Source organism: Corynebacterium sp. TAE3-ERU2, assembly GCF_019209955.1.
Taxonomy (GTDB): domain Bacteria; phylum Actinomycetota; class Actinomycetes; order Mycobacteriales; family Mycobacteriaceae; genus Corynebacterium; species Corynebacterium megadyptis.
Genome location: NZ_JAHUTL010000002.1, coordinates 19,702 through 35,148, shown reverse-complemented (window position 1 = coordinate 35,148; position 15,447 = coordinate 19,702). Strand labels below are relative to the sequence as shown.

Below are 15,447 nucleotides of genomic sequence, written 5' to 3'. Positions count from 1 at the left end.
GCTGCATCCAGGGGCGAGTAGCCCGCACCCCGTAGTCATCTCAGGCGCTAGGCGAGTCCGCCCTGGCGGCTTCGTCGGTGGTGCCGACCGTGGCCTGGTAGGCGCGGGTGATTTCCTTGCCGAGCGCGCTAAAGTCCTCGCTGCGGAAGGAGGAGGAGCGATAGACCAAGCGCATGGTGCGCTGTGCTGTCACCGAGGGGGCGAAGTGGGCGATGGCCACGCCTTGCCGGCCGCCCTCAGCTTTCAGAGCGGAGGCGGGGATAAGGGTGGAGCCAAAACCGGCACCCACGCACTGCAGCACCGTGGTGAGGCTGGTGGCGCGGGTGAAGGTCGAGGATTGATCTTCTGGGTCAGTCTTGGCCACGCGACAGAGATCAATGATCTGATCGCGCAGGCAATGGCCGTCGTCAAGCAAGAGAAGCTGTAGCTGTTTCAACGACGACAGTGTGACGTCAGTGCGGCCGGCCAAGGGATCGTTTTCGTTCACGGCGATCACGAAGTCCTCGTCGTAGAGGGAATAGCTTTCGAGACCGCTGCGGCTGACTGGGGTGGCCAGCAGGGCGCAGTCGATCTGGCCATCGCGGAGCATGGCCTCGAGATAGTGGGTTTGATCTTCGACGATGCGTGGCTCCAGTTCGGGATAGTCCCGATAGAGCAAGGTGAGCAGCTCAGGCAAGAGATAGGGCGCGGCGGTGGGAATAATGCCAATCGTTAAGGGACCTTGGAGTGGCCCATCGGCGCCGCGTGCCTGGGAGAGGAAGGAATTGGCCTGCTCCAAGGTGGCCTTGGCGAAGGGAAGCAGTTTCGCGCCGATCGGGGTGACGATGACCTTACGGGTGGAGCGTTCGATCAGCTGTACTCCGAGCCCAGATTCGAGAGCGGCGAGCGCTTGGGAGAGGGAAGGCTGAGAGATGTTGAGCTTGGCGGCGGCGATGCCGAAGTGCCGCTTTTCCGCGATGGTGACGAAGGTGCGCAGCTGCGCAAGGGTCGGGCGGTAGTCTTTATTGTTCATGCTTATTACTCTATAACAAGACGAAAAGTTTTACTTCTTGACGCCAGCGGAATATGTGGCATACTTATGGCAGCAACGCAGATGGCGGGGCAGGAGCTTATAAGCCCACTGCATCCCGTGAGAGCGAGCTGCTTTTTCCCAGCAATGGGAGGGTAAAAAGCCTAGAGAGCGGCGCGTTCGCCACGATGCGGCGGCTACCAGAGCCAGACAGAGGTGATATGCCTCACGTTCGGGTGAAGGGGCGTCAGCCGCGGCCATCGGAGTTGCAATTAAAGCCCGCGGACAGTTGTTGTCTGCACTGCAGTCACCATCACGGCTGTCTGCACCGCTTGTACATTGCTACATCGCATCAGCGATATTTGGAGGAAAACACATGGCTATCATGACCGTTGGAGAAAAGTTCCCTGAGTTCGAGCTCACTGCTCTTAAGGGCGGCGACCTGCACGAGGCCAACGCCACCTCTCCCGAGGATTATTTCGAGACTGTCTCCCTCGACAAGTACGAGGGTCAGTGGAAGGTTGTGTTCTTCTACCCCAAGGACTTCACCTTCGTGTGCCCGACCGAGATCGCTGCCTTCGGCAAGCTGAACGAGGAGTTCCTGGATCGCGACACCCAGGTGCTGGGCGGCTCCACCGATAACGAGTTCGCTCACTTCAACTGGCGTGCCACCCACCCGGAGCTCAAGGGCGTTCCTTTCCCGATGTTCTCCGACGTCAAGCACGAGCTTATCCGCACCCTCGGTGTGGAAAACGCTGATGGTGTCGCTGACCGCGCCACCTTCATCATCGATCCCGATGGTGTGATCCAGTTCGTGTCCGTGACCCCGGACGCTGTGGGCCGTAACGTCGACGAGGTGCTGCGTGCCCTCGACGCTCTGCAGTCCGAAGAGGTCTGCGCCTGCAACTGGGAAGCTAATGACCCCACCAAGAACATCAACAAGATGGACGTGCTCCAGGAAGGTCTGAAGTAATAGATGTCGATTGATAACCTGCGTTCGTCCCTGCCCGATTACGCCAAGGACGTCAAGCTCAACCTGGGTTCTTTGACCCGCACCTCTGAGCTCAACGAGCAGCAGCTGTGGGGCGCCCTCGTGGCCTCCGCCGCCGCTACCCGCAACGAGACGGTGTTCTCCGAGATCGCCGACGAGGCCAAGGAGCACCTCTCCGAGGAGGCTTTCGACGCCGCCTTGGGCTCCGCCACCATCATGGCGATGAATAACGTTGCCTACCGCGCCAAGGGCTGGCTGGGCGATGACTACGCCAAGGTGAAGTTCGGTCTGCGCATGAACATCATCGCGAAGCCGGGCATCGATAAGGCCGATTTCGAGCTGTACTCCCTCGCCGTGTCCACCATCAACGGCTGCGAGCACTGCTCTGTCGCCCACGACAAGACCGTGCGCGAAGAGGGCCTGACCAAGGAACAGGTCTGGGAGGCCGTGAAGGTCGCCGCCACCGTCCAGGCTGTTGCCCAAGCTGTAGAGATTGAGGCTGCTCGCTAAGAGCCGATTCTCGCACCGAGACGACGCCCATCACCACCGATGGAGCGTCGTCTTTTGTGTGTCTACACACGGACACCGCGCTGCCCAGTACCGTTCGTGGTCCGAGGCGAGCGCGGTGGTCTCTCTCCGGCGGGTGCTGTTTAGTGGTAGTCGATCTCTAGGGCGCTGAGCTGCACCTCGCCGGCCGCATCGGAGGCATCGAGATCCACGACGCCCTGGAGCGCGAAGGAGTTATCGCCCTCGGGGTCTTTGAATATTTGCCGCACCGACCAGCTGCGCCCATTCTGGCTGAGGTGGAAGTATTCGGGGCCGCGCGCCTCTGGGCCCACATCCATGTCCGCGTACTCGTCGAAATAGGCGTCCATGGCAGCGGGGAAGTCGGGGGCCTCGTCGAGATAGTCGACCATCTGGGCGAGGGCGTCCTCCTCCTCATAGGCGAAGAGCTGAGTGAGGCGGAAGAAGTAATTGCGCACCATGATGGTGAAGGCGCGGCGATTCGCGCTGAGCGCGCTCGGATCCTCCACCCCGAAGGCCACCTGCTGATCTACGGTGTCCTGATCGATGGGCTGGTCGGGATCGGCCATGTGGGCCCACTCATCCAAGAGCGAGGAATCGACCTGGCGCACCAGCTCGCCCAGCCACACAATGATGTCGTCCACCTGCTCGGTGCGGTATTCCGGCGGTACCGAGTGCTCGAGGGTGCGCCACGCATCGGTGAGATAGCGCAACACCACGCCTTCCGAGCGGGCCAGCTGATAGGTGGAGACGAGATCGGAGAAGGTCATGGCCTTGTCGATCATTTCCCGCACCACAGACTTCGGCTTTAACTCAAACTCTTTTACCCAGGGCTGGGTTTCGGCATAGGTGTCGTAGGTCTGCTCCAGCAGCTCCTTCAGCGGCTGCGGATAGGTGATCTCCTCGATCATCGCCATGCGATCGTGATAGTCGTAGCCCTCCGCTTTGAGCGCCTGAATCTCCGCCCCGCGCGCGGCGCGTTCCTGGCCGACCAGCAGCTGTCGGGGATTTTCCAGAATCGCCTCAAATACCGAGATCACATCGAGTGCGAAGGTCTCCGATTCCGGGTCCAGTACCTCCAGTGCGGCGATGGCAAAGGGCGCCAGAGGCTGGTTGAGCGCAAAGTCTCGCTGCAGCTCGGCGGTGAGCTGATAGCGCTCCTCATGCGGGCCACTCCCCGCATGCTTATCGACGATACCTGTCGCCACCAAGCCCTTAATCAAGTCGATAGAGGTAAGTAACTCGGTGTTCTGTTTAGCGCGCGGGTCATGGGTGCGCCGGATCAACTCCGTGATGTGGTGGAGCCCATCGCCCTCGCGGGCGAGCAGGTTGAGCAGCATGGAGTGCGACACCCTAAATTGGGAGTGCATGTTCTCCGGCTCGGCGTCGATAAGCCGCTCATAGGTGGTGTCCGTCCACGTCACCTCGCCCTTCGGGGCAGCCTTTTTGCGGAGCTTCTTCAGCTTCGCCTCATCCTGGCCGGCCCGCTTGCGCAGCTTATAGTTTTCGATCTCATGCTCCGGCGCTTCAATAACCACGGTGCCCACCGTGTCGAAGCCGGCCCGGCCCGCGCGCCCGGCGATCTGGTGGAATTCCCGCGATTTCACGAGGCGTTGGCGCTGGCCGTCGAATTTCACCAGCCCCGTCATCAACACGGTGCGAATGGGCACGTTGATGCCCACACCTAGGGTGTCGGTGCCGCAGATGACCTTTAAGAGCCCGGTCTGGGAGAGGCGTTCGACGAGGCGGCGATACTTCGGCAGCATGCCGGCATGGTGAATGCCGATGCCCTTGCGCAGCAGCGAGGACAAGGTGGTGCCAAAACGGGTAGAGAAGCGGAAGGAGCCGATCTCCTCGGCGATCTTTTTCTTTTCCTCATCGTTAATGACCTTCAGCGAGGTCAGCGCTTGGGCGCGCTCGGTGGCCTCGCGTTGGGTGAAGTGCACCACATAGATGGGGGCTTTGTCCTGCGAGATCAGCTTCTCGATGGTCTCGTGTACCGGGGTATACACATAGGAAAACTCCAGCGGAACTGGCCGCGTCGCCCCGGCGACCAGGGTGGTATCGCGGCCAGTGCGCTCGCTGAGATCCTTTTCTAGGTGCGTGGTATCGCCCAGGGTGGCGGACATTAACAAAAACTGGGCCTTGGGCAGCTCGAGTAGCGGCACCTGCCACGCCCAGCCGCGTTGGGGATCGGAGTAGTAGTGGAACTCGTCCATGATCACCTGGTCGATGGCGGCATCCGCGCCATCGCGGAGGGCGATATTGGCCACGATCTCCGCGGTCGCGCAGATGATGGGCGCCGAGCCATTGACGGTGGCATCGCCAGTCATCATCCCCACCTGCTCGGGGCCGAAAATATCGCAGAGGGCGAAGAACTTCTCGCTCACCAACGCCTTAATGGGGGCGGTGTAGTAGGAGCGCTGGCCACGGGCCATCGCGATGAAGGCCGCGGCGATCGCCACCATGGACTTACCCGAGCCCGTGGGGGTGGCGAGAATAACATTATCGCCGGCGAGAATCCCCAGCGACGCTTCCTCCTGGGCGGGGTAGAGGCTCATCCCGCTATCGTCTACCCAGCGCAGATAGGAATCGAATACTGATTCATCAAGCAGCGACTCGGGTACTTCGGCGAGATCCGGCAGGAACTGAGTTAGCGTCGTTTTCACACTTACTCAGACTACCTAGCCTCGCTGCCGCGGTGCCGCAGGCCCCTCGCAGCCAAGCGCGAAGGGTAGCTGCGGGGCGTCCGCCCGCTTAGTGGGACTCGCTATCGCCCTCGCCGCTATCGGCTTCCTCGCCGGAATCCTCCGCAACGGAGTCCTCCGCGCCCGGCTGGGGCTCCTCCTGCTGAGGCTCGGCGTGATACATACTGTGCTCCTCGCCGCCGAGACGCTCCAGCATGGCCTGCCAGCGGGTGCGGGGCTGCCCATCCTCGGCGGCGTCCTGGGCGCTGTCCTCGCTGTCGGCGGCAGCCGAGGCATCGCTGGCAACGGAGGCAAGAAACTCCTCAAACTCCGCCCCCAGCTCCTCGGAGGAGGGAATCTCCACGTTCCGGGGAATCAGCGCTTGGGGATTAGCTTCGCGGAAGCGCGCCAGCTGCTCGTCGTACTGCTCCTCCAGGGAGGAGACCACCTGCTGAATCTCCTGGGAGTTAAACGTCTGCTCCGCCAAATCGCGCTTGACCCGCTCGGCATCGGCCTGCAAGGACTTCAGCGGCAGCACCAGCTCACCGACATCACCAATGGCGTGCAAAAGACTCAACGCGGCCTCCGGATACTCCGAGGCGGAGACATAGTGCGGCACATGCGCGGTATAGCCGGCCACATTGCGGCCCCGCTTATTGAGCAGCCGCTCGATATGCAGTGCCGCCGCGCCGGGCACGATGATCTGGGAATCCATGGTGTAGAGCGGCTGAACCAGCTGCGGATCATTGCCGTGGGCCGACACAATCAGTGGGCGGGTATGCGGCACCGACATGGGGGCAGCGTAGAGCGCAATAGTTTGTTCCACACCATAGCGCTCCGCCAGATCGGCCACAGCCTTGCTAAACGCCTGCCAGCGCAAATCCGGCTCCGGGCCGGAGAGCAGCAGAAAGGACCGGCCGGTAGTATCGCGCACCACATTGAGCGTGAGCTTGAGATCATCGATCTCGACTACGCGCTGCTGATCGATCGCCACCGGCGGGCGGCGGGAACGATAGTCAATGAGCTCATCATTGTTAAACGAGGCAATGAGGCGATGGTCCAAGGCGGAGAGCAAATGCCGCGATACCATCTCCACGGCGCGGCCAGCATCAGCGTAGCCCTCCAAAGCAATCAACATCGTCAGCCCCGGAGTGCTATCGCCATCGCTGTCTCGCTCGGCGGAGGAAGACAGCTCTGGAGAAGGGTACTCCAGTTCGTACATCGAGAAATCGTCTCGTGCCATCGTGCCTCCTTAGGTCATAGAGCGGGCGGAACACACCTGCCGGCGCGTTAGTTACGCCTGTGTTATTAGCTTAGTGTTTTTCTCTCCCGCTAACGCGTCCAGCACCGTGCGGATGCTGTCCTGATGTGAGCAACAACGCCAGAGCCGCGCCTGCTATTCCCAGTGCGGGTCTTCGCAGGGTGCGCGTCGGTGGCGCTATTTTCGCATACCGCATAGCCGGATAACCATAGCGCATCTCACCCCACTGGCAGGACTGCGGCCACACGGGAGGCTGTGGATAACTCTGCGCCATCCACAGCACAGCGCCGAAAACGGGCATAGGGGCTGTCGTCCGCGCGATCCTCGGCAACGATACCTGCCATGAGCACACAGCATTTCTCTCCCGGTTCCTTTCTCGCCTCCATCCCCGCCACCCTCGGCTTCTTCCCGCAGGACTCCCTCGTGCTGGCCGGCTTCCACCTCAACTCCCCGCAGCCTGGGCAGACGACAGCCACGGTCACCTCCGGTCCCATCGCGCGCTTAAGCCTCAGCGATCTCGAGCGTATCGACGCCATCTCCGAGACTCTCGACGCCCTCGATAGTGATTTCTTCCTTGCTTTCATCGTCCGCCAGGGCAATAGCCGTGCACTCGCCCAGCAGGTGGACACACACTGCCGCGCTGCTGAGATTCCGCTCGGGGCCCTGTGGTCCACCTATGAGATCGCCGCAGGCGAGCAGGTGCGTTTAGAGTTCGTCTCCGATACCGTCGCAGCGATCTCCTCCTGGAAGCACCATCTGCGCGATGATGTGATCCCACCGCTGGAGCGCACCTCATCGATGCGGGAACTCATCGCCCGCGGCGAAGAGCTACCGGAGCTGGATCGCGAGAGTTTCCTTGGGCAATTCCGACGCGATACCGAGGCTATCTCCGAGGAGCAGTCCCGCCTCTGGTCCTGGGCGCTGGAGAACAAAGTGATGGATCTCTACGACAGCGAGGACAAAGACAGCGCCCCCTATGCGCTCGTGGAGGAGTTCTTCGCCGCGCTCGATCAACTGCCCGCCGAGGTCACGGTGGAGGAGATCAAAGAGGATCTTGCCTTCCTCGAGCTGCTGGGATCCTGTCTCGCCGATCGCGCCCTCCGAGATATGGCCATCGTCGCGGTCGGCAACACCTCATCCATGGTGCTCTACCGCGCCCTTCAGGCAGCCGCGCACGTCTTTTCCGGCACGATTCGGGCCAATGCACTCAGCCTGCTCGCCCTCGAAGCCGCAGCCCGACAGTGGATGACAGTCGTGCCCGCCGCATTGGGCTGCGCCCAAGAAGAAGAGCAGGGACACACCCTGGCCCAACTGCTCTTTAATGCCTATATGCACGGGCTCATCACAGACTCGGTCACCGCCTGCACCGAGGCCGCCGAGCAGCTGTGCTCCAGCGTCGGCATTCACCGCGCCCGATGCAGCTAGCCCTAGCGGAGAGAGCCACCGCTGGCTCGAATCGAGGCGGCCGAGCCAGGCCCTGACAGCGCGAAAGGCGGCAACCACACTGGGCTGCCGCCTCTCGCTATCGCTCTGCGCTATGGGAGTGCTAGGGCGCAGACACGCTCGTTATCGCCGCGCACTATAGGCCCGATCTCCCAGCTGCGAGGTAAAGGACCACGCATCCTGGACAATGGTGCGCAGATCTGTGCGGGTGGGGGTCCAGCCGAGCTGGTCCATCGCCTTGGCCGAGGAAGCGATGAGAGTAGCGGGATCACCGGCGCGCCGGGGTGCGACCTCGGCGGGGATCGGGTGGCCGGTCACCTCGCGGCAGGCATCGATCACCTGGGCCACCGAGTAGCCTTCACCCGAGCCCAGGTTGAAGATGCGGTGCTCGCCAGAGCTATTGGACTCCAGTGCCAAAAGGTGTGCGTCCGCGAGATCGCGGATGTGAATATAGTCGCGCACGCAGGTGCCATCCTCGGTGGGCCAGTCATCGCCGAAGATCATGATCTTATCGCGGTGGCCCAGCGCCACCTGCAGCACCAGCGGGATGAGGTGGGTTTCCACCTCGCGGTTTTCGCCGATCGTGCCATAGGCCCCCGCCACATTGAAGTAGCGCAGGCTGGTTGCCCCCAGGCCATAGGCGTGGCAGTAGCTGGTGATCGCGTAGTCGATGGACAGCTTGGTCGCGCCGTAGGGGTTGGTGGGGGCGGTGGGCATGTCCTCGGTGATGGGCACTGTCTTCGGCTCGCCGTAGGTGGCGGCGGTGGAGGAGAACACCAGATTGTTCACCCCGTTCTCGCGCATGGCGTCGAGAAGCGCGAGAGTGGTGACGAGATTGTGTTGCCAGTATTCCTCGGGCTTTTCCACAGACTCGCCCACGAGCGAGCGGGCCGCGAAGTGGGCCACGGCGTCGATGTTGTGCTCGCGGAGCACAGTGGCAGCGACATCGCGAACATCGCCTTCCACGAGTGTGGCCTCGGCGGGCACAGCCTCGCGGTTTCCGGTGGAGAAGTTGTCGATGACGGTGACGGAATGTCCTTGTTCAATGAAAACCTGAGCGCACACGCTACCTACGTAGCCGGCGCCTCCAGTGACCAGAATGTTCATAGACTCCAGCCTACTCATTCTCAGTTACACGTCGGACGTCTGCCGATAGGGCGCTGCTCACACTACGCAGCGCGACCGTACACATAGCTCTCCGCCCCGCGCGGGCACCACAATGGCACCGACGAGGGGCGGAGAAAAGTGAATACAACTACGTGAGGGACTAGGCCTTTTCGACTCGCACGGCGTGACTCAAGGCAGGGGAGAGGCGTACCTCTTTATCCTCGGTCTTGAACGTAACGCCATTGCGGTCGTGATAGACCGTGACCGCGCTTCCGGTGCAAATTCCCGCGGCGATCAGGCGCTTCATCTCGTCATCATTGACTTGGAGGATCTCATTGACCTGCACGATCCGCACCTTGTGATCGGTGTTTTCTGCCAAGTCCACGATGCGGGTGCCGTGATCCGGTTCGACGTGCTCGCGGCGGCCCAGACGATCAAGACCTGGGATCGGGTTGCCGAAGGGGGAGCGGTCCACATTGGGCAGCACGTCCAGCAGGCGGCGCTCGACCTCGTCGCTCATCACATGCTCCCAGCGGCAGGCCTCATCGTGAACCTTCTCGATGTCGTAGCCAATGACGTCAGTAAGAAGGCACTCAGCGAGGCGATGCTTGCGCATCACCGCGATCGCCCGCTGGCGGCCATCGGAGGTCAAATGGAGGCTGCGGTCATTGGCGACCACCACCAGCCCGTCGCGCTCCATGCGGGCTACCGTCTGGCTCACGGTGGGGCCGGACTGCTCCAAACGCTCGGCGATGCGTGCTCGAAGGGGAATAATGCCCTCTTCTTCGAGCTCGTAGATCGTCCGCAAATACATCTCGGTGGTATCGACAAGATCCTTCACGAAGCTATAGCCCTTCTCTGTTCGCTCCTCTTATAGCCCCATGGTCTGTGGCGATAAGAGGACATCACAATTGTTAGTCCCTGTAATTTAATCTAGCTTACTGCGTGCAGCTATCCGTTGCAGAGACGCGCGCTGGGGCCGGTGGCGGCCCAGCGTGAGTCCCTCTGCGTCTAGAGCGCGTAGGCGCGTAGCTTGTCGGCGCGGTCGCCGTCGCGCAGCTTCGACATGACTTCCCGCTCGATTTGGCGGACGCGCTCCCGGGAGAGCCCGAAGCGGCGCCCGATCTGATCGAGGGTGCGGGGCACGCCATCGTCCAAGCCATAGCGCAGCTTGATCACATCCTGCTCGCGCTGCTCGAGAGTACCGAGTACCGCGCGAATATCGGAGTGCCGCAAGGAGGCCACCACGGCGGTCTCGGCATCGGTGGCGTCATAGTCTTCAATGAAGTCGCCCAAGGGGGCTTCTTCATCGGCGCCCACCGGCATGTCGAGACTCACCGGATCGCGGGATTGGCGGAGCAACAGCTCGATCTTGGCCTCATCAATGCCGGACTCTTCGGCCAATTCCTCATTGGTGGCCTCGCGGCCGAGGTGCTGGTAAAGCTCGCGCTTGATGCGGGAGAGCTTATTTACCTGCTCCACCAAGTGCACGGGTAGGCGGATGGTGCGGGACTGATCCGCCATGCCACGAGTAATGGCTTGGCGAATCCACCAAGTGGCGTAGGTGGAGAATTTAAAACCTTTGGCGTAGTCGAACTTTTCCATGGCACGGATCAACCCGAGGTTTCCCTCCTGGATCAGATCCAAAAGCGGCATACCGCGACCGGTGTAGCGCTTAGCCAATGAGACCACGAGGCGGAGATTCGCCTCGAGCAGGTGGGCGCGCGACTTGCGCCCTTCCTTGGCCAAGATCTTCAGATCGCGCTTTTTCGCGCGGGTGAGATCGGTGCTGTTTTTCAGCAAATAATCGGCATAAAGGCCAACCTCGATCGCCTTGGCCAGTTCTACTTCGTCTTCGGCGGTGAGCAGCGCGGTCTTGCCAATACCATTGAGATACACACGGACGAGATCGGCGGCAGGATTGTCATTCGTCTGATTGCGTCGTCCTCGGGTATCACCGGCTTCGTTATCGGTCGCTCGTGCGGCTTCAGCTGCAGAGCTCATTGGCGCCTCCTGCTCCATCGAGAATGTCATTTTGTTTAACGCCACGACGACCGATTTAGTTCCACCGCTAGCAAAACTGCTGCCCCTACGCTGCGAGCTGGGGTGATGCGTTCACCTCGCTCCCCCTATTTGTGGTTAGTTACCTATGATGTGGTGTCCACCAACACCGTAAACGGGCCATCATTAACGGAGGACACTTTCATATAGGCACCGAATTGTCCGGTTTCTACAGGGATGCCCCGCTGCTGGAGGAGCGCGGCAATCGCCGCGATGCGCGGCTCGGCCTCGGCGCCGCCCGCCGCATCGGACCACGAGGGACGCCGCCCCTTTTTCGTCCGCCCCATGAGGGTGAATTGGCTGACGAGCAATACCGGGGCGGAGCAGGACTCCACGCTGCGCTCGCCGTCGAGAATCCGAAGTTCAGCGATCTTGCGGGCCATGAGTTCCACATCGGCGTCGGTGTCGTCGCGGGCGACTCCCACGAGGGCCAAGAGCCCACCGGTTGTGGGGCAGTCGATAGCGCCGACGGTGCGGCCCTCGACGGTGACGGCGGCCTCGGTGACGCGGGTCAATACTGCTTTCATGGCGATATAACTCCTTCAGCCGTAGGTGGGGTGGATGGTCTTAGTCGGCGAGCAACTCGGCGGGAAGCACCAGGCCGTGGCGGATAAGATCCACCATCACGGCGATGACCGGCTGCACGATCTCCGTGGGATCGATCTCTTCGGTGGCCGCGTAGAGTTCCACGATCTCCGCAAGGGGCAGACCCTGTGGGTGCAGCCCAGCGACGAGGGAGGCGACGGCCTCGTCGATTTCGTGGCTAAAGCGGGGGCCCTCGGTGCGGGCGATATGGATGCTTTCGGCCTTCATCCCGATACCGGATTCGGTGTCGGCGCGACTGATGCGATCGATGCAGACCCCGGGACGCAGCTGATAACGGCTCGACAGCATGGAGCTGGCATCTTGTTCGCGCAGCCAGGAGGTGCGGAGGAAATACTCCTCGACCTCCTCGCCCAAACCAGTAGTGGAGGCGGCCGAGAAATCCTCACACATCACCTCGCTCGGGGTGTCCTCCGCGAGCCGTTGGATATGAATGAAGCCGAAGCCCACTCCCGTGACGCCGTGGGCATCGAAGTGGGAGAGCCACTGCTCGGTGCGGCGTTGCCCCTCCTCGCTGCGTGGGTCGATGGATTCATCCTTCAACCAGGTGGAGACGTAGCGCGGCGCATCCACGCGATCGCGCTCGAGCACCCACACGGCATAGCCGGTGGGCGGCACCCACGAGCTCACGCGCTGCGCCCAGCTGTCTGCGTTCAACACCCATGCCCCCACGAGGTGGGCGCTGCCGTCTTTTTCGAGATGCTCGCAGGCCTGGCGCACCACGAGCTCGGTGGCGCCATCGAGCTCGGCGCCAGAATCACGGTAGACGTGTGCAATGGCCGCAGGCCCCACCACGAAAGGCGGATTGGCCACGATGCGCTCAAAATGACGCTGCTGCACCGGCTCGAACCACGGCCCCTGCAGCAGCTCCGCATCCACCCCCGATGCCGCCAGAGTGGCGTGGGCAAAGCGCAGCGCCCGCTCCGAGATATCGCTGCCGGTGAGATTCTCTGCATAGTCGGCCTGCAGCACCAGCTGCACCCCCGAGCCGCAACCAAGATCGAGCACGCTCGACACCGCTGAGCGCGGCACGGCCTCCGCCAGAGACAACGAGGCCGCACCCACACCGAGCACATGATCCTTGCCGGGGATGTGCTCCACCATGGAGGCATCCATATCGGAAAACACCAGACCACCACGCTTGCCGCGGTCGATGGGGCGGACATCAATGAGCACCCGCAGACCGGCGGTGTCCTCTTCGGCCCAGGACAGCTCGAGGAGGGCGTCGATAAGCGACCTGCTCAGCAGGGTCTCGCAGCGTGCGCGGGGAAGGGGGTCGTGCAGAATAAAGAGCCGGATGGCGTCGTGCAGCGCGGTGGAGGCTAATACGCGGCGCACCGCGGCAGGCTCGCCGCGGCCAAGGGCGGCGAAGGCGGCGGGGCCGAGGGAGCTGGCAATACCGGCGTGGCTATAGCCGATGCGGGCGCATACATCGCCCAGATCGGCACCCACGCGCGCGGCGAGAGAGGTAGTCACTACAAAGGCCTTGTCTAGTCGTCGTCTGCGTCAATAATGATGTACTCGCCGGTGCCCGGTCCCAGCTCACGGCGCGTAGAGCGCTGATTCAGAGCCTGGTGTTCGGCGGCACGCTGGGCGCGGCGCACCTCCGGTTTGTACTGGCGCGGATGCCGCTTATCTTCCGGCTCACCGGCGCCATTGGCAATCACCACCGCCACCCACGGCAGCAGGGTAGAGATCACAAAAAGCACACCGGAGACCACCATATTCTCCCAAAAGAAATAGGTGGCGGCGCTGAGGAACAAAAAAGGGATACGAGAACCCTGCAAAATCGCGTACACGGTTTTACGGTGGCGATAGTTTTGTGCCGGGGTGCGGCGGGCATCAGTGATGAGCTCTGCTTTGCGCATGCGGCGTCGCAGAGCGCTGAGGCGGCCGCGTGTCGACGCCGTCTCCTCGGCCGAGCGATCCTCGGCCGGTTCAGCAACGTTTCCCTCATCTTCAGTCATCGTGTTCAAGCCTAGCCCTTCCTCCTACGGGGGAGGATGAGAAGACGACACTTTTCGGGCATGATGGTTCAGGTGAGTACTCAGACAACTACCATCGAGCGTCCCGACATCAGGGAGAACACCGGCACCGACGACGACACGCCGAAGTTCTTCCACTACGTGAAGAAGGATCAGATTGTCGACTCCGCCGTGAGCGGCAAAATGGTTGTGGCCCTGTGCGGGGAAACCTTTCCCGTGACCAAGCAAGCCAAGCCGGGTTCTCCCGTGTGCCCCGACTGCGAGCAGATTTTCCGAGGTCTGCGCCGCAAGTGAGTGCTAACCTTCGCGCCTGGCAGCAGGCCGCCCTCACCAAATATGAGCGCACCCAGCCCAAGGACTTCCTTGCGGTCGCAACCCCGGGTGCCGGTAAAACCACCTTCGCGCTGCGGCTCGCTACAGAGCTGCTCAATAAGCGCACGGTAGATCGCGTGATCGTGGTTGTTCCTACCGAACACCTCAAGGTGCAGTGGGCGGGCTCGGCGCAACGTAATGGCATCACCTTAGACCCCGCCTTCTCCAATAGCGGCGCGATTAACCCCTCCTATCAGGGCATCGTGGTTACCTATGCCCAGGTGGCCATGCACCCCTATAAGCACTATCAACTGGCCACCAATAAGCGCACCTTGGTGATTCTGGACGAGGTGCACCACGGTGGCGACGCGAAAAGCTGGGGCGATGGCATCGCCACCGCCTACCGCGACGCGGAGCGGCGACTGTGCCTCACCGGTACTCCCTTCCGCTCCGACGATGCCGCCATCCCCTTCGTGCGCTACGAAGACGATGGCGAAGGAAACCTGAAATCGGCGGCGGATTACACCTATGGCTACTCCAATGCGCTGCGTGACGGCGTGGTGCGCCCAGTGGTGTTCTTGGCCTATTCGGGCGAGGCCCGCTGGCGCGATAGTGCCGGCGAGGAATACGCTGCTCGGCTCGGCGAGCCACTGAATGCGGAACAGACCGCCCGCGCCTGGCGCACCGCCCTCGACCCGAAGGGGGATTGGATCCCCGCGGTGCTGCAGGCGGCACACACCCGGTTGGGGCAGCTGCGCCAGAACATGCCGGATGCCGGCGGGCTGGTGATCGCCTCCAATAAAACTGCGGCACGCGCCTATGCCCGCGCCCTAGAAAAACTCTCCTCCACGCCGGTGACGGTGGTGCTCTCCGATGAAGCCGGCGCCTCCGAGCGCATCGAGGAATTCTCCAATTCCACCGATGAGTGGATGGTGGCGGTGCGTATGGTCTCCGAGGGCGTGGACGTGCCGCGCCTCGCGGTGGGCGTCTATGCCACCTCGGCCTCCACGCCGCTGTTCTTCGCTCAGGCCATCGGGCGTTTCGTGCGTTCGCGCATGCCGGGCGAAAACGCCTCGGTGTTTTTGCCCTCCGTGCCCGTGCTACTCGACCTGGCCGCAAAGCTCGAGGTCTCCCGCGATCACGTGCTGGGCAAGCCCGACCGGCCCAAGGAGGGCTGGGATGATGAGCTGCTCGCCGAGGCCAATAAAGAAAAGAACGAGCCCGGCGAGGAGGATCCCTCCTACCAGTCTCTTGGTGCCGAGGCCGAGTTGGACTCGCTCATTTTCGACGGCTCCACCTATGGCACCGCCAGCATCGGCGAGGCCGAGCAAGACTATCTCGGCCTCCCAGGGCTGCTCGATGCCGAGCAAATGCGGCAGCTGCTGAAAAAACGCCAAGCCGAGGAGATGTCCCAGTCCGCGCAGTCCGCTGCTCATCCGGTGACATCGTCCTCGTCGGCAGAG

At 62.2% G+C, this 15,447-nt stretch carries 13 protein-coding genes and 1 pseudogene; 5 read left to right on the top strand and 9 right to left on the bottom strand.

Features of this window, described 5'->3' with window-relative positions:
* Positions 1–40: 40 nt before the first annotated feature.
* Positions 41–1,012, bottom strand: a complete 972-nt coding sequence (locus tag KRX12_RS03125) for a LysR substrate-binding domain-containing protein (RefSeq protein ID WP_218365726.1) — start codon at positions 1,010–1,012, stop codon at positions 41–43.
* A gap of 373 nt (positions 1,013–1,385) precedes the next feature.
* On the opposite strand from KRX12_RS03125, the gene KRX12_RS03120 reads away from it, so the two are divergent.
* Together KRX12_RS03120 and KRX12_RS03115 are read left to right on the top strand one after the other, a co-directional pair.
* Positions 1,386–1,982: a peroxiredoxin gene (locus tag KRX12_RS03120; protein WP_151548720.1), complete on the top strand. Its 597-nt coding sequence runs from the start codon at positions 1,386–1,388 to the stop codon at positions 1,980–1,982.
* 3 nt (positions 1,983–1,985) lie between these two features.
* The gene (locus KRX12_RS03115) at positions 1,986–2,510 is read left to right on the top strand and encodes a carboxymuconolactone decarboxylase family protein (RefSeq protein WP_151528613.1); all 525 of its coding nucleotides are present in this window, start codon (positions 1,986–1,988) and stop codon (positions 2,508–2,510) included.
* 140 nt (positions 2,511–2,650) lie between these two features.
* Here the strand turns inward: KRX12_RS03115 and KRX12_RS03110 are convergent, their stop codons facing one another.
* Both KRX12_RS03110 and KRX12_RS03105 read right to left on the bottom strand, forming a co-directional pair.
* Positions 2,651–5,194, bottom strand: a complete 2,544-nt coding sequence (locus KRX12_RS03110) for a DEAD/DEAH box helicase (RefSeq protein WP_218365725.1) — start codon at positions 5,192–5,194, stop codon at positions 2,651–2,653.
* A gap of 88 nt (positions 5,195–5,282) precedes the next feature.
* Positions 5,283–6,455, bottom strand: coding sequence for a PAC2 family protein (locus tag KRX12_RS03105; RefSeq protein WP_218365724.1), 1,173 nt, complete (start codon positions 6,453–6,455; stop codon positions 5,283–5,285).
* 360 nt (positions 6,456–6,815) lie between these two features.
* On the opposite strand from KRX12_RS03105, the gene KRX12_RS03100 reads away from it, so the two are divergent.
* Positions 6,816–7,898 carry a DUF4192 domain-containing protein gene (locus KRX12_RS03100; RefSeq protein WP_218365723.1) on the top strand — a complete coding sequence of 361 codons (1,083 nt, stop codon included), beginning with the start codon at positions 6,816–6,818 and terminating at the stop codon, positions 7,896–7,898.
* A gap of 141 nt (positions 7,899–8,039) precedes the next feature.
* Here KRX12_RS03100 and galE read toward each other — a convergent pair whose 3' ends face one another.
* The 6 genes from galE to KRX12_RS03070 all read right to left on the bottom strand — a co-directional run bounded on the left by galE (position 8,040) and on the right by KRX12_RS03070 (position 13,654).
* A complete protein-coding gene (gene galE, locus KRX12_RS03095) occupies positions 8,040–9,023 on the bottom strand; it encodes a UDP-glucose 4-epimerase GalE (RefSeq protein ID WP_218365721.1) in 984 nt (327 codons plus the stop codon).
* A gap of 160 nt (positions 9,024–9,183) precedes the next feature.
* A complete protein-coding gene (locus KRX12_RS03090) occupies positions 9,184–9,864 on the bottom strand; it encodes a metal-dependent transcriptional regulator (protein WP_218365719.1) in 681 nt (226 codons plus the stop codon).
* Between the two features lie 170 nt (positions 9,865–10,034).
* The gene (locus KRX12_RS03085; protein ID WP_151528619.1) at positions 10,035–11,027 is read right to left on the bottom strand and encodes a sigma-70 family RNA polymerase sigma factor; all 993 of its coding nucleotides are present in this window, start codon (positions 11,025–11,027) and stop codon (positions 10,035–10,037) included.
* A gap of 143 nt (positions 11,028–11,170) precedes the next feature.
* A complete protein-coding gene (dtd, locus tag KRX12_RS03080; protein ID WP_218363389.1) occupies positions 11,171–11,611 on the bottom strand; it encodes a D-aminoacyl-tRNA deacylase in 441 nt (146 codons plus the stop codon).
* 40 nt (positions 11,612–11,651) lie between these two features.
* Positions 11,652–13,163: a methyltransferase gene (locus KRX12_RS03075; protein ID WP_218365717.1), complete on the bottom strand. Its 1,512-nt coding sequence runs from the start codon at positions 13,161–13,163 to the stop codon at positions 11,652–11,654.
* Positions 13,164–13,177: 14 nt separating this feature from the next.
* Positions 13,178–13,654 (bottom strand): DUF3099 domain-containing protein, encoded by a 477-nt coding sequence (locus KRX12_RS03070; RefSeq protein WP_218365715.1) that lies wholly within the window; start codon positions 13,652–13,654, stop codon positions 13,178–13,180.
* A gap of 72 nt (positions 13,655–13,726) precedes the next feature.
* Between KRX12_RS03070 and KRX12_RS03065 the strand changes: the two genes are divergently transcribed.
* Positions 13,727–13,966, top strand: coding sequence for a DUF3039 domain-containing protein (locus KRX12_RS03065; protein ID WP_151528623.1), 240 nt, complete (start codon positions 13,727–13,729; stop codon positions 13,964–13,966).
* Positions 13,963–15,388, top strand: a pseudogene (locus KRX12_RS03060) (DEAD/DEAH box helicase); the annotation flags it as partial. The gene KRX12_RS03065 and the pseudogene KRX12_RS03060, both read left to right, overlap by 4 nt.
* Positions 15,389–15,447: the final 59 nt, after the last annotated feature.